The organism is Aliikangiella marina, assembly GCF_007004765.1.
GTDB lineage: Bacteria > Pseudomonadota > Gammaproteobacteria > Enterobacterales > Kangiellaceae > Aliikangiella > Aliikangiella marina.
This window is the reverse complement of sequence record NZ_VIKR01000002.1, coordinates 800,544-821,840: the sequence shown is the minus strand read 5'-3', so window position 1 is coordinate 821,840 and position 21,297 is coordinate 800,544. Positions and strand designations below refer to the sequence as shown.

The 21,297-nt window shown below is 40.9% G+C and carries 23 protein-coding genes; 4 read left to right on the top strand and 19 right to left on the bottom strand.

Annotated features, from left to right (window positions below):
- Position 1: 1 nt before the first annotated feature.
- Genes FLL45_RS09950 through FLL45_RS09940 form a run of 3 tightly spaced genes read right to left on the bottom strand, consistent with a single transcriptional unit; the run spans position 2 to position 4,103 of the window.
- Positions 2–1,276, bottom strand: coding sequence for an amidohydrolase family protein (locus FLL45_RS09950; protein WP_142941865.1), 1,275 nt, complete (start codon positions 1,274–1,276; stop codon positions 2–4).
- Entirely contained in the window at positions 1,273–2,673 is a 1,401-nt protein-coding gene (locus tag FLL45_RS09945) for an amidohydrolase (protein WP_142941864.1), read from the bottom strand. Before FLL45_RS09945 ends, FLL45_RS09950 begins: the two co-directional genes overlap by 4 nt.
- A gap of 29 nt (positions 2,674–2,702) precedes the next feature.
- A complete protein-coding gene (locus FLL45_RS09940; RefSeq protein WP_142941863.1) occupies positions 2,703–4,103 on the bottom strand; it encodes a sodium-dependent transporter in 1,401 nt (466 codons plus the stop codon).
- A gap of 407 nt (positions 4,104–4,510) precedes the next feature.
- On the opposite strand from FLL45_RS09940, the gene FLL45_RS09935 reads away from it, so the two are divergent.
- The 3 genes from FLL45_RS09935 (at position 4,511) to FLL45_RS09925 (ending at position 7,311) form a co-directional block, all read left to right on the top strand.
- Entirely contained in the window at positions 4,511–5,512 is a 1,002-nt protein-coding gene (locus tag FLL45_RS09935; RefSeq protein WP_142941862.1) for an isoaspartyl peptidase/L-asparaginase family protein, read from the top strand.
- Positions 5,513–5,986: 474 nt separating this feature from the next.
- Positions 5,987–6,373, top strand: a complete 387-nt coding sequence (locus tag FLL45_RS09930; RefSeq protein WP_142941861.1) for a hypothetical protein — start codon at positions 5,987–5,989, stop codon at positions 6,371–6,373.
- 179 nt (positions 6,374–6,552) lie between these two features.
- Positions 6,553–7,311 carry an SDR family NAD(P)-dependent oxidoreductase gene (locus FLL45_RS09925; RefSeq protein WP_142941860.1) on the top strand — a complete coding sequence of 253 codons (759 nt, stop codon included), beginning with the start codon at positions 6,553–6,555 and terminating at the stop codon, positions 7,309–7,311.
- A gap of 47 nt (positions 7,312–7,358) precedes the next feature.
- On the opposite strand, the gene dinB is transcribed toward FLL45_RS09925, so the two are convergent.
- The 7 genes from dinB to FLL45_RS09890 form a co-directional block, all read right to left on the bottom strand.
- Positions 7,359–8,417 carry a DNA polymerase IV gene (gene dinB, locus FLL45_RS09920; RefSeq protein ID WP_185964401.1) on the bottom strand — a complete coding sequence of 353 codons (1,059 nt, stop codon included), beginning with the start codon at positions 8,415–8,417 and terminating at the stop codon, positions 7,359–7,361.
- 204 nt (positions 8,418–8,621) lie between these two features.
- Positions 8,622–9,725, bottom strand: a complete 1,104-nt coding sequence (locus FLL45_RS09915; protein WP_142941858.1) for a tetratricopeptide repeat protein — start codon at positions 9,723–9,725, stop codon at positions 8,622–8,624.
- Between the two features lie 98 nt (positions 9,726–9,823).
- Positions 9,824–10,579, bottom strand: a complete 756-nt coding sequence (locus FLL45_RS09910) for a DUF2306 domain-containing protein (protein ID WP_185964400.1) — start codon at positions 10,577–10,579, stop codon at positions 9,824–9,826.
- 198 nt (positions 10,580–10,777) lie between these two features.
- The gene (locus FLL45_RS09905; RefSeq protein WP_142941856.1) at positions 10,778–10,990 is read right to left on the bottom strand and encodes a hypothetical protein; all 213 of its coding nucleotides are present in this window, start codon (positions 10,988–10,990) and stop codon (positions 10,778–10,780) included.
- Between the two features lie 57 nt (positions 10,991–11,047).
- On the bottom strand, positions 11,048–11,419 hold the full coding sequence (locus FLL45_RS09900) for a hypothetical protein (RefSeq protein ID WP_142941855.1): 372 nt from the start codon (positions 11,417–11,419) through the stop codon (positions 11,048–11,050).
- A 332-nt stretch (positions 11,420–11,751) separates the two neighbouring features.
- Positions 11,752–12,279 carry a hypothetical protein gene (locus FLL45_RS09895; protein ID WP_142941854.1) on the bottom strand — a complete coding sequence of 176 codons (528 nt, stop codon included), beginning with the start codon at positions 12,277–12,279 and terminating at the stop codon, positions 11,752–11,754.
- Between the two features lie 301 nt (positions 12,280–12,580).
- Positions 12,581–12,964 (bottom strand): DUF2750 domain-containing protein, encoded by a 384-nt coding sequence (locus FLL45_RS09890; RefSeq protein WP_185964399.1) that lies wholly within the window; start codon positions 12,962–12,964, stop codon positions 12,581–12,583.
- Positions 12,965–13,811: 847 nt separating this feature from the next.
- Between FLL45_RS09890 and FLL45_RS09885 the strand changes: the two genes are divergently transcribed.
- Complete coding sequence (locus FLL45_RS09885; RefSeq protein WP_142941852.1) at positions 13,812–14,786, top strand: transposase; 975 nt, start codon at positions 13,812–13,814, stop codon at positions 14,784–14,786.
- Positions 14,787–14,967: 181 nt separating this feature from the next.
- Here FLL45_RS09885 and FLL45_RS09880 read toward each other — a convergent pair whose 3' ends face one another.
- From FLL45_RS09880 to FLL45_RS09840, 9 genes are all read right to left on the bottom strand, one after another.
- On the bottom strand, positions 14,968–15,273 hold the full coding sequence (locus FLL45_RS09880) for a hypothetical protein (protein ID WP_142941851.1): 306 nt from the start codon (positions 15,271–15,273) through the stop codon (positions 14,968–14,970).
- 295 nt (positions 15,274–15,568) lie between these two features.
- Positions 15,569–15,820, bottom strand: a complete 252-nt coding sequence (locus tag FLL45_RS09875) for a hypothetical protein (protein ID WP_142941850.1) — start codon at positions 15,818–15,820, stop codon at positions 15,569–15,571.
- A 164-nt stretch (positions 15,821–15,984) separates the two neighbouring features.
- Entirely contained in the window at positions 15,985–16,560 is a 576-nt protein-coding gene (locus FLL45_RS09870) for a hypothetical protein (RefSeq protein WP_142941849.1), read from the bottom strand.
- Between the two features lie 105 nt (positions 16,561–16,665).
- Positions 16,666–16,995, bottom strand: coding sequence for a hypothetical protein (locus FLL45_RS09865; RefSeq protein ID WP_142941848.1), 330 nt, complete (start codon positions 16,993–16,995; stop codon positions 16,666–16,668).
- A gap of 130 nt (positions 16,996–17,125) precedes the next feature.
- Positions 17,126–17,965, bottom strand: coding sequence for an ATP-grasp domain-containing protein (locus FLL45_RS09860; protein WP_142941847.1), 840 nt, complete (start codon positions 17,963–17,965; stop codon positions 17,126–17,128).
- A 187-nt stretch (positions 17,966–18,152) separates the two neighbouring features.
- Complete coding sequence (locus FLL45_RS09855; protein WP_142941846.1) at positions 18,153–18,605, bottom strand: GNAT family N-acetyltransferase; 453 nt, start codon at positions 18,603–18,605, stop codon at positions 18,153–18,155.
- Positions 18,606–18,688: 83 nt separating this feature from the next.
- Complete coding sequence (locus FLL45_RS09850; RefSeq protein WP_185964398.1) at positions 18,689–20,026, bottom strand: ATP-binding protein; 1,338 nt, start codon at positions 20,024–20,026, stop codon at positions 18,689–18,691.
- Between the two features lie 57 nt (positions 20,027–20,083).
- Positions 20,084–20,764 carry a response regulator transcription factor gene (locus tag FLL45_RS09845; RefSeq protein WP_142941844.1) on the bottom strand — a complete coding sequence of 227 codons (681 nt, stop codon included), beginning with the start codon at positions 20,762–20,764 and terminating at the stop codon, positions 20,084–20,086.
- Between the two features lie 13 nt (positions 20,765–20,777).
- Positions 20,778–21,053: a PepSY domain-containing protein gene (locus FLL45_RS09840; RefSeq protein ID WP_142941843.1), complete on the bottom strand. Its 276-nt coding sequence runs from the start codon at positions 21,051–21,053 to the stop codon at positions 20,778–20,780.
- Between the last annotated feature and the right edge of the window lie 244 nt (positions 21,054–21,297).

Below are 21,297 nucleotides of genomic sequence, written 5' to 3'. Positions count from 1 at the left end.
TTTAATATTGGTAAGCTTGTTCGTGGTTCCCTTTTAATTCCCAGTAGCGATCACGAAGACGTGTCGCTCTTGAAACTAACGGAATGTTTTTACCTTGGATTAAGACTAAGTCTGGATTCGAAGTCACATCTAGAGGGTCTCCATCCCAAAGCACAATATCGGCATCCATCCCCACTCGAATTTGACCGTAATTGGTAATGCCAAAAACCTCGGCTGTGTTAATCGTCATCGCTTCGATGGCTGCTTCAGCAGGCAAGCCATAAGCGACCGCATTTCCGGCTGATTGACGCACTAAATAGCCATTGTGGCTGCCACCCCCGGTGAATAAAAGTTTTACTCCAGCACGATAGAGCTTTGCCGCTCCATCGAGTCTTACTGCCAAACTTTCAAAGCGTGGTAAATTTTGCATCGGGTCCATAATAACGGGCACTTTTGCTTTCGCTAAGTCATCGGCAACCAGCCAAGCTTCGCCGCCACCAGAAATTACAATTTTAATATTGTGTTTGTTAGCCAGGGCTATTAACCGTTGGATATCGTCCGCGCGATGTGCAGAAATAACGAGTGGTGTTTTTCTATCGAGAACAGGAAACAAGGCTTTTAAATCGTTAGTGGACTGACTAAGTTTAAAGTCTGTACCGGGCATAAACCGCGTTTGATTTTTACGATAATAGTCTGCATCGGACAGTGCTTGATCGAGTTGCTTCATCGCTGAGGCGCGCGAACCACCAGCTTGACCCGCACCACTCTCGCCATAAGCTGCAACTTGTGCAACGTTATCACTGAGCAGTCCTTCTAGCGTATCCGTTAGTTTTATCGCTGCACCCTGACCGGCGAAAATCGACTTGCCGTTACCCGGCAAAACAATTGCCCGAGTTAAACCATTAATACGATTTTGTGGAATCAGTGTCGATCGAAAATTTATTGCGGGAGAAATATTAAAAGACGCCCCCATATTCTCAAGTTTCGTCGAAGCATCTACCGTATTCGCGACGGCACTTATTTCGACCAATCCCATTCTGGTCGCTGCGTTGATCAATCCAGGCGTAACATGTTTGCCAGTTCCATCCACAACGGTAGCTTTGCCTGCCACCGCCAGCTCTTGACCTACTTTAACGATACGTCCATTTTGCACCAAAACATCGACATTTTTCAGCGTACCTTTTGCAGTCGCAGTGTGAACTGTCGCATTTTTAATTAGATAGTTTTCGGCATTTGCCTGAAAAGTGAATAACGAAGCAAGCAAACTTAACGCAAGACTTGATTTAATCAACCTCATAATCTTTCTCCTGCAGGGTCTGTTACCCCCAAATCAAAATCGCTCACTGCGTTGGCGCTTTTATTGTCGCGATCAAAGACTAAAGCACCATCAATAAAAACTTTCTCCGCTTTGGCATAAACGCTAAAAGGATTCTGAGACCAAAGGACAACATCAGCCATCATATTCGATTGTAAGGTTCCAACCTTGTCTTCAATACCCAAAGACTTGGCCGCATTACTCGTCGTCCATCGAATGGCATCTTTTGCGGTTAACTTTAAACCTCTCTTGTTACCGGCCGCCATGGCCTTTGCTGACTCTTGATTTAAGTGCTGAATACCTATCGCTGAATCGGAGTGAACTATTGCGCAAGCATTGGCCTTATCAACCATGGCGATATTTTCTCTGACCGAATCATATGCCTCATGCTTGAATCCCCACCAGTCAGCCCACATCGCAGAACAGATATCTTTCTCTGCTAACAAATCGGCAATCTTGTATGACTCTACCGCATGATGGAAGGTCGATATTTGGTAATCAAACTCATTGGCAATATCGATCATGATGGCCATTTCTTCGGCACGATAGCAATGGTTGTGGATCAAGATATTGCCATTTAAAACTTCAGCCAAGGTTTCAAGTTGAAGATCTTTTTTGGGTTTATCTTTTTCTTCGCCCTCTTTAGCTGCTTGATAATAATCATCCCATTTCTTTTTGTATTCCGCGGCTTTAATCCAAGCATTTCGATAACCAAGAACATTCCCCATCCGAGTCATCGGCTTTTGTCGCTTACTACCATATACTCGCTTCGGGTTTTCACCACACGCCATTTTTAATCCATGAGGCGCGCCAGGAAACTTCATTCCCTGCATGGTAATCGAGGGAACATTTTTTAAGGTGACGGTCCGTCCACCAAAGAGGTTGGCCGATCCTGGTAAAACTTGTAGCGAAGTCACTCCACCCGCCAAAGCTAAATCAAACCCCGGATCTTGAGTCCACACAGCATGTTCAGCCCAAACGCCTGCTGTGTTTGGTCCTGTCATTTCGTTCCCATCTGCATTTGCTTCATGGCTGGGTGATGGGTATACACCCAAGTGTGAATGAACATCAATTAAACCCGGAGTCACCCATTTTCCTTTACCATCATACGACTTGATACCGCTTGGTATTTTTACATCGTTACCAACCGCTTGAATCTTGCCCGCTTTCACCCACAAGGTTGCATTATCAAATTGCTTACCGGAACCGTCCAGAATCGTTGCATTAACAATTACAAATTCTTCTGAAGGTAACGGTTGGTAAGTTGATTGATAGAGGGGCTTTTCTGGCTCTAACTCAATCGGCTTTTTTTCAACTTTTTGTTCACAGCCTAACAGCGATAAACTCGCTGTTAAGCCGACAATCAATTTAATATTCAAAGGATTCTCCGAGTTAAATAAATGTATTCCTAACCGAACAACATAGTGAGAATTTGAACGCCAAAGAATTTATCCAGCACTGTGACCATAAAAATTAAGAACAGTAGCACCGGACAAACATAACTGACCGCAAAATTCACATAAGATTGCAACCAGCTTCCCTTGATCTCAACATCGCCCTCAGATAATTCAGCATCAAAGTTTTCTTTACGCCAGATATAAGCCACGAAAATCGCGATTAAAAATCCACCAAGCGGTAAGAACGTATCGTTCGCAATCACACCAACAAAATCCATGAAGTTGGTATAACCCTCGCTACCTGGCAGTTTAATAAAGTTGGTAAGAGCCTCAACCGCTCCATTTGATAACAAAGACGGAATACCGACAATAAAAATGACTAAAGCGATTAGCCAAGTTGCTTTAGAGCGCTCAACTTTATGTTCATCTACCATGTAAGCTGTCGGAACTTCTAGCAAGGAAATCGTCGAAGTGAATGCAGCAAATGAAAGCAATAAGAAGAAGAAAGCACCAACGACAATTCCAAGGACCGACCCTAACGACTCAAAAACTCCCGGTAGCGTCATAAAGATAAGACCGGGTCCACCATCAGTCTGAATACCTTGAGAAAAAACAAATGGAAAGATCATAAACCCAGCCAAGAATGCCACACCGACATCCATTAAGGTAATTTGGGCTGCTGATTTAACGATATTGGAATCGCGAGATAAATAACTACCATAGGTAATTAATGCTCCCATCCCCAATGAAAGTGAAAAGAATGCTTGTCCCAGCGCAGAGTAAATAACATTACCGTTAATTTCGCTAAAATCTGGAACCAAATAAAACTCTAACCCTTTCATTGCATTAGGCAGAGTTAATGAATAAACAATAAGCGCAACTATCATGACAAATAATGTCGGCATTAAAATGCGTGCAGCTTTTTCAATACCTCCAGCAATACCATGAGACACGACGTAGGCTGTAGAACCCATAAATAACAGTCCGTAAGCACCAACTTTCACCCAATCACCAACAAATGCGCCAAATGCTTCTGGGCCAACCGAGAAAGTCCCCATCACGATGTCGACAAAATAGCCGAATGCCCACGCTGCGACGACGTTGTAAAAAGATAAGATTAATACGCCGCTTGCCAGTCCCATATAACCGATGATTGACCACTTTTTATGACCTAAAGCCTCAAACGCGCCGACTGCGTTGCGCCGTGTTTTTCGTCCAATCGAAATTTCCGCAACCATTACCGGAAAGCAAAGAATAAAGCAAAACGCCAAATACATTACGACGAATGCGGCACCGCCTCCTTCACCGACTTCAAAAGGGAACTTCCAGATATTTCCTAAACCGACGGCTGAGCCTGCCGCAGCCAATATAAAACCAAGTCTGGTACTAAAACCACCGCGTTGAGTTGCCATGTTGTTTCCTGTTGTATTAATCGTTATGTTGTTATATTAATTTTTTCATTTCTGCGACGATGCTCGCTCAGGGGGATTGACTGCTGAGCCAGCGCTAAGACAGGATGTTAGAAGCTCGATTTTATAAAGGTAACACCCTCAGAAAAACCGATTTACGGCTGTTTAGCTGCGTGTCGCTGATTTATTTTTGTAATTAGCAGCCATTTTACTGATTAACCGTGCATCGACCGCCCTAAACACAGCATAAAACCATAGATTGAGGGTAGCCGACAAGTTTAAAAAGCAATTATTTTCAATTCAACAACAGCTCCGACCAACGTGTGTCCAAGAACTTTATGTAAATCGTTTGATTTTCAACCACACAGACGTTAATTTTGGGCTCAAAATCATCCAAAAGCACTCAAATAATGAAATTTCTACTCTTCTTTACTCTCATATTTTTTGGCATGAATTCCCATTTGCTCGCCAAAGATTCCCCCATTGCAATCGCTATTCACGGCGGTGCAGGGACAATATTAAAGAAAAACCTTACTCCAGAGATCGAGGCTCAGTATCACGCTAAACTCGAGGAATCTCTGCGGGCAGGTTACCAAATCCTCGAATCAGGCGGCTCAAGTATTGATGCAATTCAAGCGACAATTATCGTTCTCGAAAATTCTCCCTTGTTTAACGCGGGCAAAGGCGCGGTATTTACGCATCACAAAACCAACGAGCTCGATGCATCGATCATGGAAGGTAAAACATTAAATGCTGGCGCGATTTCTGGCGTTACCCGAGTAAAAAACCCGATTTTACTCGCCGCAAAAGTTATGACCGAATCAAAGCATGTAATGCTGAGCGGCGAAGGCGCGGAAACTTTTGCCAAACAGCAGCAGCTAGAATTTGTGGCTCCGGAGTACTTTCACACACCTCGCCGTTTAAAGCAGATTGACAACCTCCTTACCAAAGAAAAAAATGCGCGTATTGAAGCACCAACTAACCCAAATTTTAAATACGGTACCGTTGGCGCGGTGGCGCTGGACAAGCATGGCAATCTCGCGGCAGGCACTTCGACTGGTGGAATGACCAATAAAAAATTCGGACGAATTGGCGACTCACCGATCATCGGCGCAGGAACTTATGCAGACAATAAGGCATGCGCTATTTCAGCAACCGGGCATGGAGAATATTTTATACGCGCTGCAGTCGCCCACGATATTTGTGCGAGAGTACTTTATCAGGGTGTTTCACTCCAAGCGGCGGCAGACGCAGTGATTTTTGACAAACTCAAAAATATGGGTGGAGATGGCGGAATTGTCGGCATGTCCCCACAAGGCGACCCTGTGTTTTCATTTAACACCCCAGGCATGTATCGCGGATATATCGACAAAAGCGGCAGCGTATTTACCGGAATCTATGGCCCCAAATAACCACACGCTATAAGTCGCCACCGGTTAATTAAAGCGACGATTTACAAATTGTTACTTTCCCAAAGTATCAAGCGATTTACTCTCTTCGTCAGTAGCATAAGCCCCTTAAATCAGCGGCTTTTGCTACATTCTTGGCAATATTGATCGAATTTCAACCAACTACGTATAAATTAAATATACCTAGAGCCCTTGTGAAATAAGGTCTTTTCGACTAATGGTTAATTACACACGGTTTACAAGATTCGTAAATGGTGTTTACACAACTCATTTATAATCGAGATGTTTAATGGTGTTTAGTTATGAGAAGTTAGACCAACTAAAGCTATTAACGGTCCTCGGTGAGACTGTTTGATTATAAATGTTGTGATTGTAGAAAGGTTTACCTATAGTCAAATGGTAGTCTGGAACTAGGGAAAACAACTGTATTGAGTTCCTCAATAGCCAGTTTTGGGAGCAATTAACACGGAGTTGAATATGTCAGTTCAGCAAATTCCAACGATACTGAAGACCATGCACCCCCAGTTTGGTCATCAAGAAGCCATCAAAATTACTTCGTCACAATTCAATATGATGAAGGAAGTCATTCAAGAGTACTGTCGTTCACATGATGCGCCGAGGCTTTATGGTATTCTCGGACGAATCAACCGGCGAATGAAGCAGCCGAATACACCGCATTTGTGGCACACAGAATTTGATTACTTCGCATCGAGTATGATGCAAGCACTCAAAGAAAATAATTACTGTCGTCTTGAAGACACCATTGATGATATTAACGATATTTTCCAAAGGACCAACAAAGGTTCGATGCCTGGAAGAAATCGTCATGATGACAGAATGCAAATTATGAGTATTTTCGGCTAGCCAACAACCGCTAACCTGGAAAACTTTTGCGAAGCACCTTTTTGAAAAGGAGGTGCTTGCTTCGCATCCAAGAAAATCCTAATCATCAGCTAAAATCCAACTAAAGTCCGACCTTTCGCCCTAGTCAAGGCTAATCATCTTGGTACAATAGCGGCCAACATTCACAATGGGGATTACTTATGTCTTTTGAAAATACGGTCGCGGTTATCAGTGGTGGTGCATCAGGCCTCGGCCTAGGCGTGGCTAAACGAATCGTTGACCAAGGTGGAAAAGCAGCAATACTTGATTTAAACGCAGAACAAGGCGAAGCGATCGCTGCTCAAGCCCCTGAACAACTGTTATTTATCCAGACGGATATCAGCAATGAAGCGCAAGTTGACGCAGCAGTTGATAAGGCAGCCGAGCATTTTGGCAAAGTCAATTTGGCGGTTGGCTGTGCCGGAATTTTGGGCGCTGGTCGTGTCATTAGTAAAAAAGGCCCGATGCCTGCTGACTACTTTCAAAAAGTCGTCAATATCAATCTTGTCGGCTCGTTCTTACTCACCAGAGCTGCTGCACGCCACATGCAAAATAATGATCCGGTCAACAATGAGCGAGGCGTTATCATTCATACCGCCTCCATCGCAGCGTTTGAGGGTCAACTCGGACAAGTCGCATACTCCGCAACTAAATCCGCCATCGTCGGTATGATGCTTCCTTTAGCGAGAGAGTTCGCTCGTTCTGGAATTCGATGTATGGCCATCGCTCCAGGAACATTTGATACGCAAATGATGGCGCAAGTTCCCGACGAAATTCGCCAGCAACTTGCCGCGGAAATTCCATTTCCACCGCGTTTTGGTGATGCCGACGAATTTGCCAGCTTAGTCCAACATATCAATGAAAACCAAATGCTAAATGGTACGGTCATTCGGATTGATGGCGCTCAACGAATGCGATAAAAGATTAGTTAGAGCCAGCAAAAAAGTACTTGCTTGATGCGATTCTCCTAAAAAGGAATATCGATTTGTTGGTATTGGTCTTTGGGCGGCGTTTGTGGAAAACGAACGCCGATCCCCATCAATCGAATCGGCTCTGGGTATTGTTCTCGTAAGCGTTTCAATAGTCTTACCAAAAGCGGAATATCCAAGCCGATTGAAATCGATTCTGCAGAATGAATTTCAAATTTCTCAGATTTAACTTTCACATATACCTTGCGGATTTTTTCAATCTTATCGGTTTTGCCAAGCCTTCTCGATAAATTTGAAATTAATCGATGTAACGTGTTTTCGCAATCTTGCCATTCGCTTAAATTTTCACTAAACGTGGTTTCAACACTCAATGACTTTCGATCAGAGCGTGGCTTAACTTGGCGCTTATCTACCCCACGGCAAAGGTCATATAAATATTTGCCCGTTTTGCCAAATTTTTTGATTAGCACGTTAAGTTCAACTTGGCGTAATTCTTTACAGTCGAAAATATCCATCGATTCAAGTTTTGCCGTCATCACTTTACCAACACCATAAAGCTTTTTTACTGGCAACTGATCGATAAATGACATTTGCTCTTCGGGTAAAACGACTTTAATTCCGTTAGGCTTGTTCCAGTCGCTTGCAACCTTAGCCAAGAATTTTGTCGTCGCCACACCGGCTGAAGCCGTCAGCCGCGTTTCATCGGCAATGTCTTTGCAAATGGATTGTGCTATCCAAGTTGCACTACCATGACAATGCGGAGAATCAGTCACGTCCAAATAAGCTTCATCAAGAGAAAGCGGCTCAACAAGCTCGGTATAACGATGAAATATTTCCCTTATCTTGGTTGATTCGGCTTTGTATTTTACCATATTCGTTTTAACAAAAATTAACTCTGGGCAGAGCCGACGTGCTTGTGCAGCCGGCATTGCTGAGTGCACTCCAAATCGTCTCGCTGCATAATTACAAGTCGAAACAACACCGCGGCCGTCGGGACTTCCCCCTACGGCAACAGGCATATTGGCTAGGTCCGGATCATCTCTTTGCTCAATCGCAGCATAGAAACAATCCATATCGATATGGATGATTTTGCGCATCACCTACGCTTTGCGAAACACTATTTGTATAAGTAGTTATATTAACACAGTTAATTGCGCAAAACAGCATGAATTTGTCACCAAATTTAATAAGCAACCATCGATGTTTTCCATGACAATCCATGCTTTTCATGGCAAAAAACTATCACGGCGGCCAAGGTTTCGGATTAAACCTTGACCGTGACATCGCTCAAATATCCCCAGTTAACCCGTTTCGCGGAGTGCTGCCTTTGCGGTAACGGAGACACTAGCAGATTTTAAAAATTGGTTTATTTTCTTTTTTAAGTCTTTATCGGATGTTTTTTTACCGATCGATTGAAGCGTTCGCTTGTTTTCCACAGTACTATTTATTAAAAACGTCAACTGTGCCTGTCTAAATTGAATCCAGTCGCTAGGAATTGTACGCTGGTCTTTCGGCAGTTTTGAATACTCAACAATTTTATCCAGCCCTAACTCGAGAGTCGTATTAGACTCTGCTGCACATTTAGCGATTTGATAAAGTCTCATCGCTGCAAAGTCAGGTTTCTCATCATAACGATTCAGATCAATTGAATTCAGCGCATCGCAGGCCCACCGATAATTTTTGTAACTTGATAACAACAAAGCAAAGTCATACTTAAACACGCCGACATCGACTGTTGATTTTGTGTCTAACGCCTTATCATACAATAGCTTAAGATCGCTAATTTTATTGTTCTCGAGTAGTTCGGGCGCTTGAAAAGGGAATGCAGCCCGTTTATCTACTGCATTTAATCGTTCAATCAGCTGCGGGATCGCCGCCTTATCTCCACCTGCCATCACTGGTGCTTGTTGGTGAAATCGAATCAACCCAATCAATGACGCTTGGTGATGAGGATTTATTTTTAGCGCTTGGGTAAAATATCTTTTGGTATCTTTCGCATAACCCAACTTGGTAAATATGCTTGCTGATTGAGTTTGCTTACCCGCAATTCTTCCAGCGATAAATAAATATTCAGGATTGTTATTGGACTGAGTTAAAAGCGCTTCGATCTTTTCCTCTGCCCGATCAAGCTCATTAAGGTAGAAAGCTGCTTTGGCTATTCCAAATTGTGCCTTACGGCTAAACTGACTATCAGTCTCTAATTTTGTAAAGAGTGCCGCTGCAGTTTGGTACTGCTTATCAAGCAATGCTTGTTCAGCTTGTTGATAGATACCTGCGGCTTCGACACTAGCGCTCGCGGTCGCGTTGAAACAAAGAGAAGCCAAACAAGGCATGAGTAAATAATGTATCGAAAATTTAACCCAAGAAGCCAATTTCGTGGACCAACCGTATTGAATTTGTAGCATAAATTGTTAACCTCTGAACACATTGAAACAGCGTTGTATTTTCCATTGATGGTTTCCATAAAACCTCTCAATAAACGTATTGCAAGTAACTAATTGACTTATTTTGCTAATTTAATCTTTTTCATTACTCGATTAGTCATTGGTCGCTTACTTTTTAACTTCACCAACCAATAACCGATGTAACTCAAACCAAATACTGTCGGGACAAACCAATTGTAGTAACCGGTTAAAAGATTCTGAGCAACAAAAAATGCAGTCACTGCTGCGGTATATCCACCGACCATTTTAGAGAGATGTAAGATTAACCAATTTTTCTCAGCTACTTGGGGCCTGCTGAAAACAACCAAGTCTAAAACGCCGAAAACGATTCCGATTGAGCCAAATACCGTTCGCAAAGGAAAAAAGACTCCGTCGAGAACAACCGAATAAAACATGACAATCACACTAACTAAAACTACTGTGATAGCGAGCAGTTGATCAATTAATAAGCAATGGTTTGCGTTTTTGTAACTAAGGCTTCGATTTCCGCCAATCAAAAAGTAAAGCGTCAACACCCCTATTTGAAATAATGATGGACTCACGTGATTGGGTTGCATCGAAACTATAAGTGAAAAAGCGACTGAGGTAGTCATTACGATGTAAAATATTCGCCCGGTCAATTTGTGAATTGATTTTCCTTTGGTTGATATGAAAGCAATACTGCCGACTAAGAATGCCAGGCCTCCCAGAAGTACATGAACGACAATCATTGCATTAACCACACGAAAATCGCTTAAGCCAACCAACGTTGCTATAACCGACACACTCGCTAAAGAAACTACCCCAAACAATTTAACGCTACTTGTGTTTTCCATCATTAATCCTATTGTGAAAAACAACTGATTTTGCGCTTTTCAGGCGATAAAACCTCCTAAGACGCCTTTTGAGAGTATAAATTTGGGTTTATTTTAAAATATGACACCGGCTGACTGAGATTGCACATTCAGTATTCAGCGTATTGGTTATTTATCTGGTTGGATCGTTCGTGAATCCGAGAACTAATAGTATTGTTACTAAGATTGGTCGCGATTGTTTTTTGATGATTTTACCAAACTGTAGATAAAATAGAGTGGAATCAAGGTCAACAAGCTTAATGCATTGTTGAATATGCTGTAGGTCACTATTCCAACGAGAAAGCCAATAAAAAGCGCATTAATGACCGGAGAAAGCCTTGTTTGTGAGGTGTCGACATTCTTGCCGTCTTTTTCATTAGTTACTTGTTTCATTGCATTCTATTTTGGGGCTTATCCCTTCAGCTTAAAAACTATTCGATGGAATGAGCGCTATGATTCAATCAACCAACTTTCGCCTTCTCGAATATCCTCGAATATTTCAAACTCAACGGGGAATCGTGATGTTTCAGTGATATAAGTTTCAATAATCGCTTTGTCACTCGGATCGGTAACAATAAATGCCGAGCGCGCAGAATTTGACCGTTTATTTGATACAGAAACAACCGCCTCCGCGACATTTCTAATATCTTCCAGCGACATATCAAGGACGGATTGAGTAAAATCCCATATCGTATGGCTTTCACTGTTAAAGTTGGGCTCATTAAACAAACCTGAATAGGACTGGATAATCAAGTCTTTATCAACCCGGCCCGAATACTTTAATAAAAAGTACTTCCGATGCTGATGAATTTTAAATGCCACGCGTTTAGTCTACCTTCTTTTCAAACTAACACGACATCTTAAAATGAGTGACGAGCACAAACAACAACATTCCGGGTTTTGTGTCTTATTCACATATTATTAGTCGTTTTAGCCCAGACTCGATCTGACATATTAACGTTAAGAACGTTTAACACTGATGGTATGAGCCACAACTTGGAAAGAGGAATATTAACGGGGGGCGTTAGACAAAAATTGCCATAAAGGAGACGTTGAAATTTTAGAATTTGATATTGATTTTGCTTCCTGAAAGCGGCTGCTCAACTCATGCTTAGTAGTTGCATGGACGACTCTGCATATTAGGGGTGTTTCGATCAAACCGGTATCAACAAGATAGACAAAAGAATAAAGCTACAAATTGCAAATATGAACCAAAGGGCAAACTTGTCTCTATTGTGTTCTCTACTGCCAAACTTCTCTACCTCTTCTAAAGAACACTCCTGTCCGCCAGATTTGATAAGCCAATTTATAAAATCACTCTGCTTAGACAAGTATTTTGTTGAAGTGAATGGCTGAATTACCAAAACATCGCCATCGAAATATTCTACTTGACAATATTCGGGAGTTGTAATGATTTTATTAATTTTTGAAATAGGTATCACATAACTCCTATTATTCTCCATCAAAGGTTTTCTAAACGCAGGCGCTCGCGTTTCAATCACAAGTAGATTCGATTCTGTTTGTGCTAGGAAATATCCATTTGCTTTAACAGCACTAATGATTGAAGCAGCACCGTATCTCGCCACTGCACTTCGAAAATAGCCAAAAGTCAATATCAGCTCATCTCGAGCTAGAATAGATTTGGCTTCTCTAATGAAATAACTTTCTTCCCTTGATGACATTATTTGTCCTTTTCTACTGTATTAAATATGATGACTAACGCCTCTGAATAAAACTATCCTAGCTTCAACTTGTTATGTTTATAAAGAAAAAAAAATCAAGTAATCAGCTATTTATACTCACATATACATCAACTTCATTTAAGTATAAGTGTTAGATTACTAATGTTAGCGAGTGGTGGATTATTTTATTCAAGATTAATCACTTAAAGGCAGCAATGTGATGCACTTTGCCTGTCAATCTCATTTGAAAAGGTCAGTGATAATTCATGCTGCACAATTAGCTTTGTACTCTATCACTTTTTTATTCATATTTTGCCAATTCATTTAATAACTCTTCTTTCAGACCCTGTGGTTCGATACACCAAAACATCCATTCTTTGTTCGGGAATACAGCAACTTTTACTTTATCTTCTTCAAAAAGTGGAAGCCAATGGCTTAACAATTCATTTAGGCTAATCTCAACAGCTTGATGACCAGGGAAGTTTTCATCAGTTATTTTTTGCGCGTACTCAGGATGAGGCCATAATGGAAAATACTCGAACTCTTCTGGAGCAATTGGCACAAGCCAGCCTTCTTCGCTTTTTACACCCCACAATTGTTCCCAATCTGCAACCTTACTAATAAAATGCTCAAATCGCTCGGCACTGTCCAGCGCCAATACAGCTTCATACTGTTTATCATTCATCCTATATGGCATTTAACTTCCCTCGACTAAAAAACGAATCACTTGTATTTTGACTGACCGCTTTTCCAAATATCACTTTTCTGCACAACTGGCCCCTTCGTGATGTTGTGATCCACCACGCTCCTTACTTATGGTTACCCTTTCAATGATTTATCTGTTGTTTTCGATATTCTTACGGAGACCAATATCGATATAAAGAACATCGCTATGGACAATGTTGCTATTTTGTATTCTGCAATAGAATTTAACAGAAGAAATCCAACCATGCACCCACTAGCCATGAGCATAACATTAGCCATCGAGACTTTATATGCTTTATTCGTTTTAAATGTTCTACGAACTGAAACGGCTAATTGCGCAAGATTAGTTATAAAATTAATAATAAAAATTACAATTGCGAATACGATCAATATTGGAACAGCTCCATCCAAAACTGGACTCCCTTTTCTAACTCTTAATTATCAAGTGACAGTTTTTATGTCACCCCACAGTAATCGCTACTTATTGTTTCTGTGCATATTGTGATGAACAGAGCCTGTCAAAGCAGTCTTTTGCGCTTAGCCAACTCTTTTAAAAAACTCTCAGTTTTTTAGTTACTATATGTGTTGCCAATACTATAGATAGCATCCCTAATATGACAGGTAGAATTAACACAAATTTAGACCCAGTAATCGCGACTGAGGCCGAAGGAAATCCAAATGCAACAGAAAACAATCACTGACAGTCACTATATCGACAATCACTCACGCTATCAATCTTCAATCTCTGAGTTGTCTCGGTGTTATTCTCGCCTTCTTTTATGAGGTTCTTTTCCTGATAATGTGAATTCATTGATTAAGGAGCAATAATGGCCATCAAGCGCAGTGACCTGATTGATTCTCAAAACGCCGGTTACTATCACCTGATATCCCGTTGTGTTCGACGGGCTTTCTTATGTGGTGTGGATGATGAGACCGGGATATCCTATGAACATCGCCGCGCTTGGATTGAACATCGAATATTACAACTCGCTACTATCTTTTCTATCGAAGTTTACAGTTATGCCGTGATGCATAACCATTATCATCTAGTGATTTATTCTGACCCTCTCGGACCGTGTCAGTGGAGTGATTTAGAAGTCGCAGAGCGCTGGCTACAACTGTTTCCTGGTAAACTAGATAACCCTCAATTTAAACTCCAGCGAGAACTCAGACTACAAGCAATAGCCAATGATGAAACACTGTTAGCTGAGTATCGACAACGCTTGGGCTCAATCTCATGGCTCATGCGCTGTATTAATGAGCCTATTGCTAAACGCAGTAATCAAGAAGACTTTGTCAAAGGACACTTCTGGGAGTCTCGGTTTACCTCTCAAGCCTTGTTAGACGAATCGGCTGCTTTGACGTGTATGGCCTATGTCGACCTTAACCCCATTAGAGCAGGGATAACCGATAAACTGGAAGAGAGTGACTATACCAGCATTCAATCACGAGTATGCTCGATGACCGAAGAAACATTAAACCAAGTAGTAGAGTCACTTGCAGGTAAGGTCAGACAAAGAACCATGGTAATGCCGCTAAAAGACTATATTGAACTGGTTGAATGGACCGGCCAATCAATCATTCATCCGGATAAAGCCACAATTCCCACTCACTTAAAGCCGATATTTCAACGGCTCAATATCAACCAAGATAATTGGCTTAATCAAGTTAATCACTATGGTCGTAATTACTACCGCGCTGTTGGGCCCCTTCATCTCATTCAATCGTTTGCTGATAAACTGAAATCAAAATGGGTTAAAGGTGTATCGAGCATACGGCATTTGTATCTATCCACTACCTAAGTACCAACGATAACATAACCTTGGATTTATTCTTAAACGAGAAGGTTATCGATTACCTGAAAATCGACCAATTCGCTAATTCAAGCTTTAAACCAATAAGTTTTTCACTTGAGTAGTTTAATTTAAATCACCTTGATACTGTCGACCAGGCGATATTCGCAAATTTGTATAAGTCATTTGCCTAATAGTGACTGTCTTTAATTATTCTATAGTCATCATGAAATTTTTTTACCTTTACTGAAATATCCGATAGCTCTTTATCGGCATTCGAATCACTATTAATTGGAAAAGCCGAGAGTCTTAAGTTCTCCTTGACTCCGCAATCTTCTACTAAATTACGAGACTTCGCTCTAAGAATATCAGCTTCCCAAGCTAGCATTTCATGTATATCAGATTTAACATGATACTTTTTCGAGAGTTTGTCGAGCTCCGAAGCTAGAGAAAGGCCTCGTTTAGCAATTTCATTCTTTTCTTTAATGCTTCCCAATTATCTAACCTTTCAATCAATCTTAGTGACAGCTTTTACTACTCTATTTTATCAAGGTGAACGTCGCTTTTGTGATGTAAACTACCTTAAAATTCTACAACCAATAAAACTAACTAGCGAGATGAACATGTTTCTCTATCCTTATATCAGCTTTTTTAGGTACGGATTTATACTTTGAGTAGTCATCCCCACTTCCTTCTAAACCCCACCAAGCACTTGGCTGTATCTCTAGATTAAACTCTAAAAACCATTTAGGTTTCTCAGACTCAAGGTATTCAAACAACAACTCTTTAAATCAATTGAATGCTCGCTCTCCATCTCCTTTTTCCTCAATAATTTTGGCAGCCCATCCTTTTGTAGGAAAATGATCTCTTTCTCTTAACCATTCAATAAAATCGGACCAACCACCGTCCCAGTCATCTAAACCAGCATCTAAAAGGCATTGCGAATAACCTCGAACATACAAGTCTAAATCTTCGAGACTAGGATAAAGCCCCACTTTACCCAGAATACCAACAAAACCGATTCCAGGGTGTTCAAGTGACATAATGTAGATTCTACGAAGCAACATAAGTAGACCTATTTATAACAGAGTTTTAGTTCTTATTTTACACTCTCAATCATAAGAGTGTCTGACTTGCTGACTGTCCGCTTTTATTTTGCTATTTATTCACTACAAGAGGCGGCTTTGTGATGGTTCGAGCCTCTCACCTAACTGCAATCAGCATTAACTTTCATGTACTCTTTAGAAGGATTATACACAAACCTTAGCTCTACGCCCTCAGCATCACCGTCAGGCCCCCACATAGAGAAGTTTAGTTCTGGATTTGTAGGTACAACAAAGACAAGTTCATCCTCTGACAATTCCATCCATACCCTTTCGCTGAATTCATTTTTTGATATCACTGAAGTTGACTCAACTGTTAAAGGAAAATAAGGAAGGTAATCCGGATACGAAGGGTATGGCCAACTAGAAGATGATTCAACTGGATCCATTTTCTCGATATTTACATCACCTGAATAATGTGTCGAATACTCCAGTTCACACCCATCAAAACACATACCAAAGTAAAATGGTACAGAGCTTATTCCAAATTGACTCAATCCTATGTCACTTCCATTAATGGTAGCAATATGATGTAAGCCGCGCGGCCCATAATTTAAACCTCGGATTTTCTTGAGACTAGGACCACCGAAATAAGACAAAGTATATTCATCACCCCTACAAAAACTCGTTAGCGTTCCCTGAAAATATGCGAAAGGGTATTTTAATTCGAAGATGTCCATTATTTCCTTTTTATTTAATTTGAACGACTGCTTTTACTATTATCCATATTGTTATTAGCACCCGTGACGGGCAAGAACGTGATGATTTGAGTCCAAGCCCAACATCTACTTCACACATTTTACTCTATCACCATTAATTATACAGTCTTTAGAGCCCTGCGCCTTTTTAAAGGAGTCTCCTACCTTAATCTGATCAGGTTCTAAGATAACCTGCGCATGGTGAAACTGTTTTATCGTATCTACCGTTTTGATTTTAAATAAAGGTATATTGTGATTTGGCGTATTCCAGCTGGCTTCTACCACAACTCCATCGGCTGAAAAATTATAAGCCTCTCTATAATCTGTATACATCTCTAAACCGGCAACAACAGTAATTATTGGTAGTATCACCATTAAAAATATTTTCTTTTGAGCTGTTTTGTTTACGGGTATCATTTGCTTTAGTGACTATATATTGTTGGCCGGTGAGCGGCCGCTTTTTTACATGCTATTTTCAGTTTTCAAAACCACCAACGTCAGCAGTGTGATGTACAGAGCCAGTCTTGATAAACTATCATTGAGCGTCTTAGTTTTCGCTCTCAATATCTACAATATTCTTCCAAAGCGAGATAGGATTTATGCCAGCATATCCGCTTTCTTGACCATCATTACATTCTATTACAACCCAATTTCCATTTTTTGTAAGGGCCAGGTCTATGACTAAAAATGGAACATTCAACAGGTCACACACCTTAGAAGCTATTCTCAGAGCTTCTGCTTCTTGCTCATTGTTCCAACTATACTGTACAAATTCGGACCAATAATGACCAACTCCAACAAGGTTGTTTTTATACCAAAAGCTTCGAAACTCAAATGATGGTGAAACCTTTTCAGTACTAGCGGCCTCTATAGGTTCTAGCTCCAAAAATTCTCTACATACTAGTTGTTGCCAATGTAAAATAGCGTTTTTTTGGTATTCTTTTAAGATAGCTTCACATTCTTTTCTGTTACGAGCAACACAAAGGCTTTCTTTATGCTTAGCTGTTTGTCTTGCTCCTTTAATAAAAACCGGATAATCAAAGTTTGACTCAACTTCTTTTGCACTTGGTACTTCTTCATACCAAACACTTCTCGGAGTATATTGCTCAATAACTGGATACCATTCAGGTAACTCGCTCGCCAGAAAGTGCTGTTCAACATTGTTAATCAACATAAAACCAAGTTCTGAGAATTTTTTATAAGCATCTTGATAATCATGAAATGCACCTACTCTTCCAATAATGTTTTGTTCATTAGGGAATTGATACGGTCGTCGACAACTAAACAAAGGCTCGAATGTAAAATCATAAGCTGGAACACCAATGGATTTAGTTCCAAGCCATATAGTATCTTCTAAATTAATTATATCTACTTCTCTAATATTCATTGTATAACTCTGGAAACTTCTAAATACAATTTAAAAGGGCTGCTCGTGTCGATTTAAAGCGATTTCTTAAGGCACCAAACCATACAATGGCTATCTGTGTAAAAGGTGCAACAATTCATTTCCCAAAACAAAGATAACAAAATTCAGGTAAATAATCCCCTCAGATTAAACTTACACAAGAGAGAACTTAAGTGAGAATTCGCTCAAAGAAAAGAACTTTGGTTTTACCCAAAAGCGACTCTTTAAAAATTTGATAGCCTCGTCGCTGGTACATTGCGATATTTGATTTACTATTTTCACCGGTAAACAATTCGATGCGCTTCGCTTCTGGAAAAAATGACTCTAATGCTGATAATAATTTCGAGCCAATTCCTTGTCCTTGTAATTCAGGCCAAACGGCCATTCGCCCGATATAACAAGTCTCTCCTTCCAAGTGAACTTGACCACTAGCAATCAACTTTTCATTGTCAATTATCTTAATTACTTTCTTACGCGCAAACTCTTGTTCTAATTCGCTGAGTGATTGGGTTAAAGGCGGTATATCAAAGTCATTATGCAGTTCCGCTTCCGACTGATATGCTGCTCGTTGTAACTTAAGTATCTCAGCGGCATCGCTCAGATTTGCTTGAAGGATTTGCATGCTATTTTGTAATTGTTCGGTTGTTGTTTTTTGATTTAGTTTAGATGATTGGGAAGACACGCCATTAAAGTTTAAGTTAAAATTTAAACAGGTATAGTTAACTCGAATTCAGCACCGCCCAACTGACTCTCAAGAATTCTTATCTGACCTTGATAAGTCTTGATTATATCCATTACTATTGAAAGCCCAAGACCTTGGCCCTCAGCTTGCTGATCGAGTCTCTTACCCCGATCTAAAATAAGCGCTCTTTTTTCTTCAGGGATACCCGTACCATCATCTTCAACGGCTATGATTAAATTTTGGTTTGAATGCTTCACCTGTATATTGATTTTCTTATTTGCCCACTTGCAGGCATTGTCCGCCAGGTTGCCGACCAACTCCATCAAATCTCCCTGTTCACCAGGGAAATAACAGTCTTCCGCGACTTCATATGTTATTTCCAGTCCCTTTGACATATGGACTTTATTCAGTGCATCAACAATCTTTTTAACTTCGGGCTCTACCAAAGATTTTCGTTTCATCGTTTGACCCGCCGTTACCACGGAACGGTTCAATTGATATTTGACGATATCATCTATGCGTTCAATTTGCTTTTGTAACTCAACTTGTTTCGCCGATTCCCCCAGTTGGTGGATCTCGCTCTTAACGACCGCTAGCGGCGTTTTAAGGCTATGAGCTAGATTACCTAGCGTGTCTCGATAACGCTTTTTCTGATTAATTTCACTTTCAATAAACCGGTTAATACTAGAGGTTAATGGTGCCAACTCCGCCGGAAACTCACCTTCGACTCGTTCTGCATCACCTCGGCTAATCAGTTCAATTTGTCGTTGCGCATTTCTTAGTGGAAGCAAAGAAATATTGAGTGCAAACCCGAGGACAACAATTAGTATAAACGCAGTTAAAAACAACCAATACATGATTTCTCTTTTAAACTCTCTCACCGCAGCCGTTAACAGCGTTCGCTTTTCTCCAATCAAAAATAAATATTCACTTTCAGTACCATCTTCATGTTCCCAGATGATGGTGTCGCCTATCCAAAACATTCGGTAGGACTCAATTCGCCATACAGTGAGTTCGGTTAATGAATAGTCCTGAGAAATGTCTGGTAAGATCGAAAACAAATCGCTTGACCGAGATCGCCAAACTAAGTCGCCATCGGCTTCCAGTACATAAGCAACCAGCCCTGAGTTGACGTGATTAAGACGATCATTCCGCATGATTTCGGGCAAGGTAATTTGCCCATCCTGTTCATCAGCAACAGCCATCAACGCATAGATCTGCGCGACCAGGCTCTCCTGTAATCGGGATTTACTTGCTGCGGTATACGCCGACTTGGCGATAAAATAGATTAGTGAGAATGCGACAACCAAGATAACCGAACTCACCACGGTCATGCGTTTTTTGAGCGACCAAGATTGCATTCGCTTTACGAGGGATGACGACTTAAGGCGCTTTGTGATTGATCGCGACTGCATAGATTAATCGAGATAGTCAGGATTCAACCGATAACCTTGACCACGAAGCGTTTGAATGATTTTAAGCGATTGGTTCGGATCTATTTTTTTCCTAAGACGTCCGACAAAAACTTCAAGAACATTACTATCTCTATCAAAGTCTTGCTCGTAGATATGTTCGGTTAACTCAGTTTTAGAAACCACTTTTTTAGGATTTAAAAATAAGTATTCGATGACTTTGTATTCATAGGCCGTCAATTCAATGGATTTTCCTGATTTAGTGACCGATTGAGCCATTGTATCAAGCTCGATATCGGCAAACTTTATAGTCGGCGAGGCATATCCTGCAGTGCGTCTTAGTAACGCATTACATCGGGCTAATAACTCCTCAAATTGAAAGGGCTTCGCCATATAATCATCGGCACCTGTCGACAATCCTTCGACCTTATCTTGCCAAGAGTCCCGTGCGGTGAGCACAATAACCGGCAAGGCATTGCCTTTTTCACGCAACGCAGAAATCATTTCTAAACCAGACATGCCAGGAAGACCTATATCAACGACCGCAATATCCACGGGATACTCTTCCGCTAAAAACAGTCCGTCCTCACCAGATTCAGCAGCTTCAGTCGCAAATCCAGCATCTTTGAAAGATGCCACTAAGTTTTCCCTGAGCCTAAGCTCATCCTCAACAATTAATACTTTCATTAGTCTCTTTAGATTATCTACAAGCTTTGATGGTAACGTTTTTGATTCTTTTTTTGCCGACCAGTACTCGGACCTTGTAAACGGAGCGTTTTCCTGCTCGCTGTAACCTGACATTGACGACCTTACCGCCGGTCCGTGCTTGGGCTCTTCCTGCAGCTTCACTACTGGATATTAATTGACAAGACTCTTTCTTTTTGTCGCGAGCGCTATTTCTATCAGCCGCTTCAGCAAAGCCGCTTATCCCGGCAAGCAGGAAGCAACAAATTAACATCAAACTGAACTTTTTCATCGGCGTCTCGTGTAGGAAAAATCTAGTTATATCATGCTGTTAGCATGCTATCACACTCACTACAATTGGGAAATAGTGAAACCATGTACTAGTTGATACCCAATCTAACAATTTAGCATGGATAAAGTATAGTGTTCATTAGCTGAACTTTAACTGAATTAGATGACTCAGATATTGCGTTAAAGGCAACAAACAACATTAAAGAAGCGATGCAAAAATACCAATAACAAGGACTTATTTTTAA

Excerpts from the sequence above, each read along its gene's own strand:
- FLL45_RS09950 (WP_142941865.1), bottom strand. The coding sequence starts at position 1,276 with ATGAGGTTGATTAAATCAAGTCTTGCGTTAAGTTTGCTTGCTTCGTTA.
- FLL45_RS09940 (WP_142941863.1), bottom strand. The coding sequence starts at position 4,103 with ATGGCAACTCAACGCGGTGGTTTTAGTACCAGACTTGGTTTTATATTG.
- FLL45_RS09935 (WP_142941862.1), top strand. The coding sequence starts at position 4,511 with ATGAAATTTCTACTCTTCTTTACTCTCATATTTTTTGGCATGAATTCC.
- FLL45_RS09930 (WP_142941861.1), top strand. The coding sequence starts at position 5,987 with ATGTCAGTTCAGCAAATTCCAACGATACTGAAGACCATGCACCCCCAG.
- FLL45_RS09925 (WP_142941860.1), top strand. The coding sequence starts at position 6,553 with ATGTCTTTTGAAAATACGGTCGCGGTTATCAGTGGTGGTGCATCAGGC.
- dinB (WP_185964401.1), bottom strand. The coding sequence starts at position 8,417 with ATGCGCAAAATCATCCATATCGATATGGATTGTTTCTATGCTGCGATT.
- FLL45_RS09915 (WP_142941858.1), bottom strand. The coding sequence starts at position 9,725 with ATGCTACAAATTCAATACGGTTGGTCCACGAAATTGGCTTCTTGGGTT.
- FLL45_RS09910 (WP_185964400.1), bottom strand. The coding sequence starts at position 10,579 with ATGGAAAACACAAGTAGCGTTAAATTGTTTGGGGTAGTTTCTTTAGCG.
- FLL45_RS09905 (WP_142941856.1), bottom strand. The coding sequence starts at position 10,990 with ATGAAACAAGTAACTAATGAAAAAGACGGCAAGAATGTCGACACCTCA.
- FLL45_RS09895 (WP_142941854.1), bottom strand. The coding sequence starts at position 12,279 with ATGTCATCAAGGGAAGAAAGTTATTTCATTAGAGAAGCCAAATCTATT.
- FLL45_RS09890 (WP_185964399.1), bottom strand. The coding sequence starts at position 12,964 with ATGAATGATAAACAGTATGAAGCTGTATTGGCGCTGGACAGTGCCGAG.
- FLL45_RS09885 (WP_142941852.1), top strand. The coding sequence starts at position 13,812 with ATGGCCATCAAGCGCAGTGACCTGATTGATTCTCAAAACGCCGGTTAC.
- FLL45_RS09875 (WP_142941850.1), bottom strand. The coding sequence starts at position 15,820 with ATGTCACTTGAACACCCTGGAATCGGTTTTGTTGGTATTCTGGGTAAA.
- FLL45_RS09870 (WP_142941849.1), bottom strand. The coding sequence starts at position 16,560 with ATGGACATCTTCGAATTAAAATACCCTTTCGCATATTTTCAGGGAACG.
- FLL45_RS09865 (WP_142941848.1), bottom strand. The coding sequence starts at position 16,995 with ATGATACCCGTAAACAAAACAGCTCAAAAGAAAATATTTTTAATGGTG.
- FLL45_RS09860 (WP_142941847.1), bottom strand. The coding sequence starts at position 17,965 with ATGAATATTAGAGAAGTAGATATAATTAATTTAGAAGATACTATATGG.
- FLL45_RS09855 (WP_142941846.1), bottom strand. The coding sequence starts at position 18,605 with ATGCAAATCCTTCAAGCAAATCTGAGCGATGCCGCTGAGATACTTAAG.
- FLL45_RS09850 (WP_185964398.1), bottom strand. The coding sequence starts at position 20,026 with ATGCAATCTTGGTCGCTCAAAAAACGCATGACCGTGGTGAGTTCGGTT.
- FLL45_RS09845 (WP_142941844.1), bottom strand. The coding sequence starts at position 20,764 with ATGAAAGTATTAATTGTTGAGGATGAGCTTAGGCTCAGGGAAAACTTA.
- FLL45_RS09840 (WP_142941843.1), bottom strand. The coding sequence starts at position 21,053 with ATGAAAAAGTTCAGTTTGATGTTAATTTGTTGCTTCCTGCTTGCCGGG.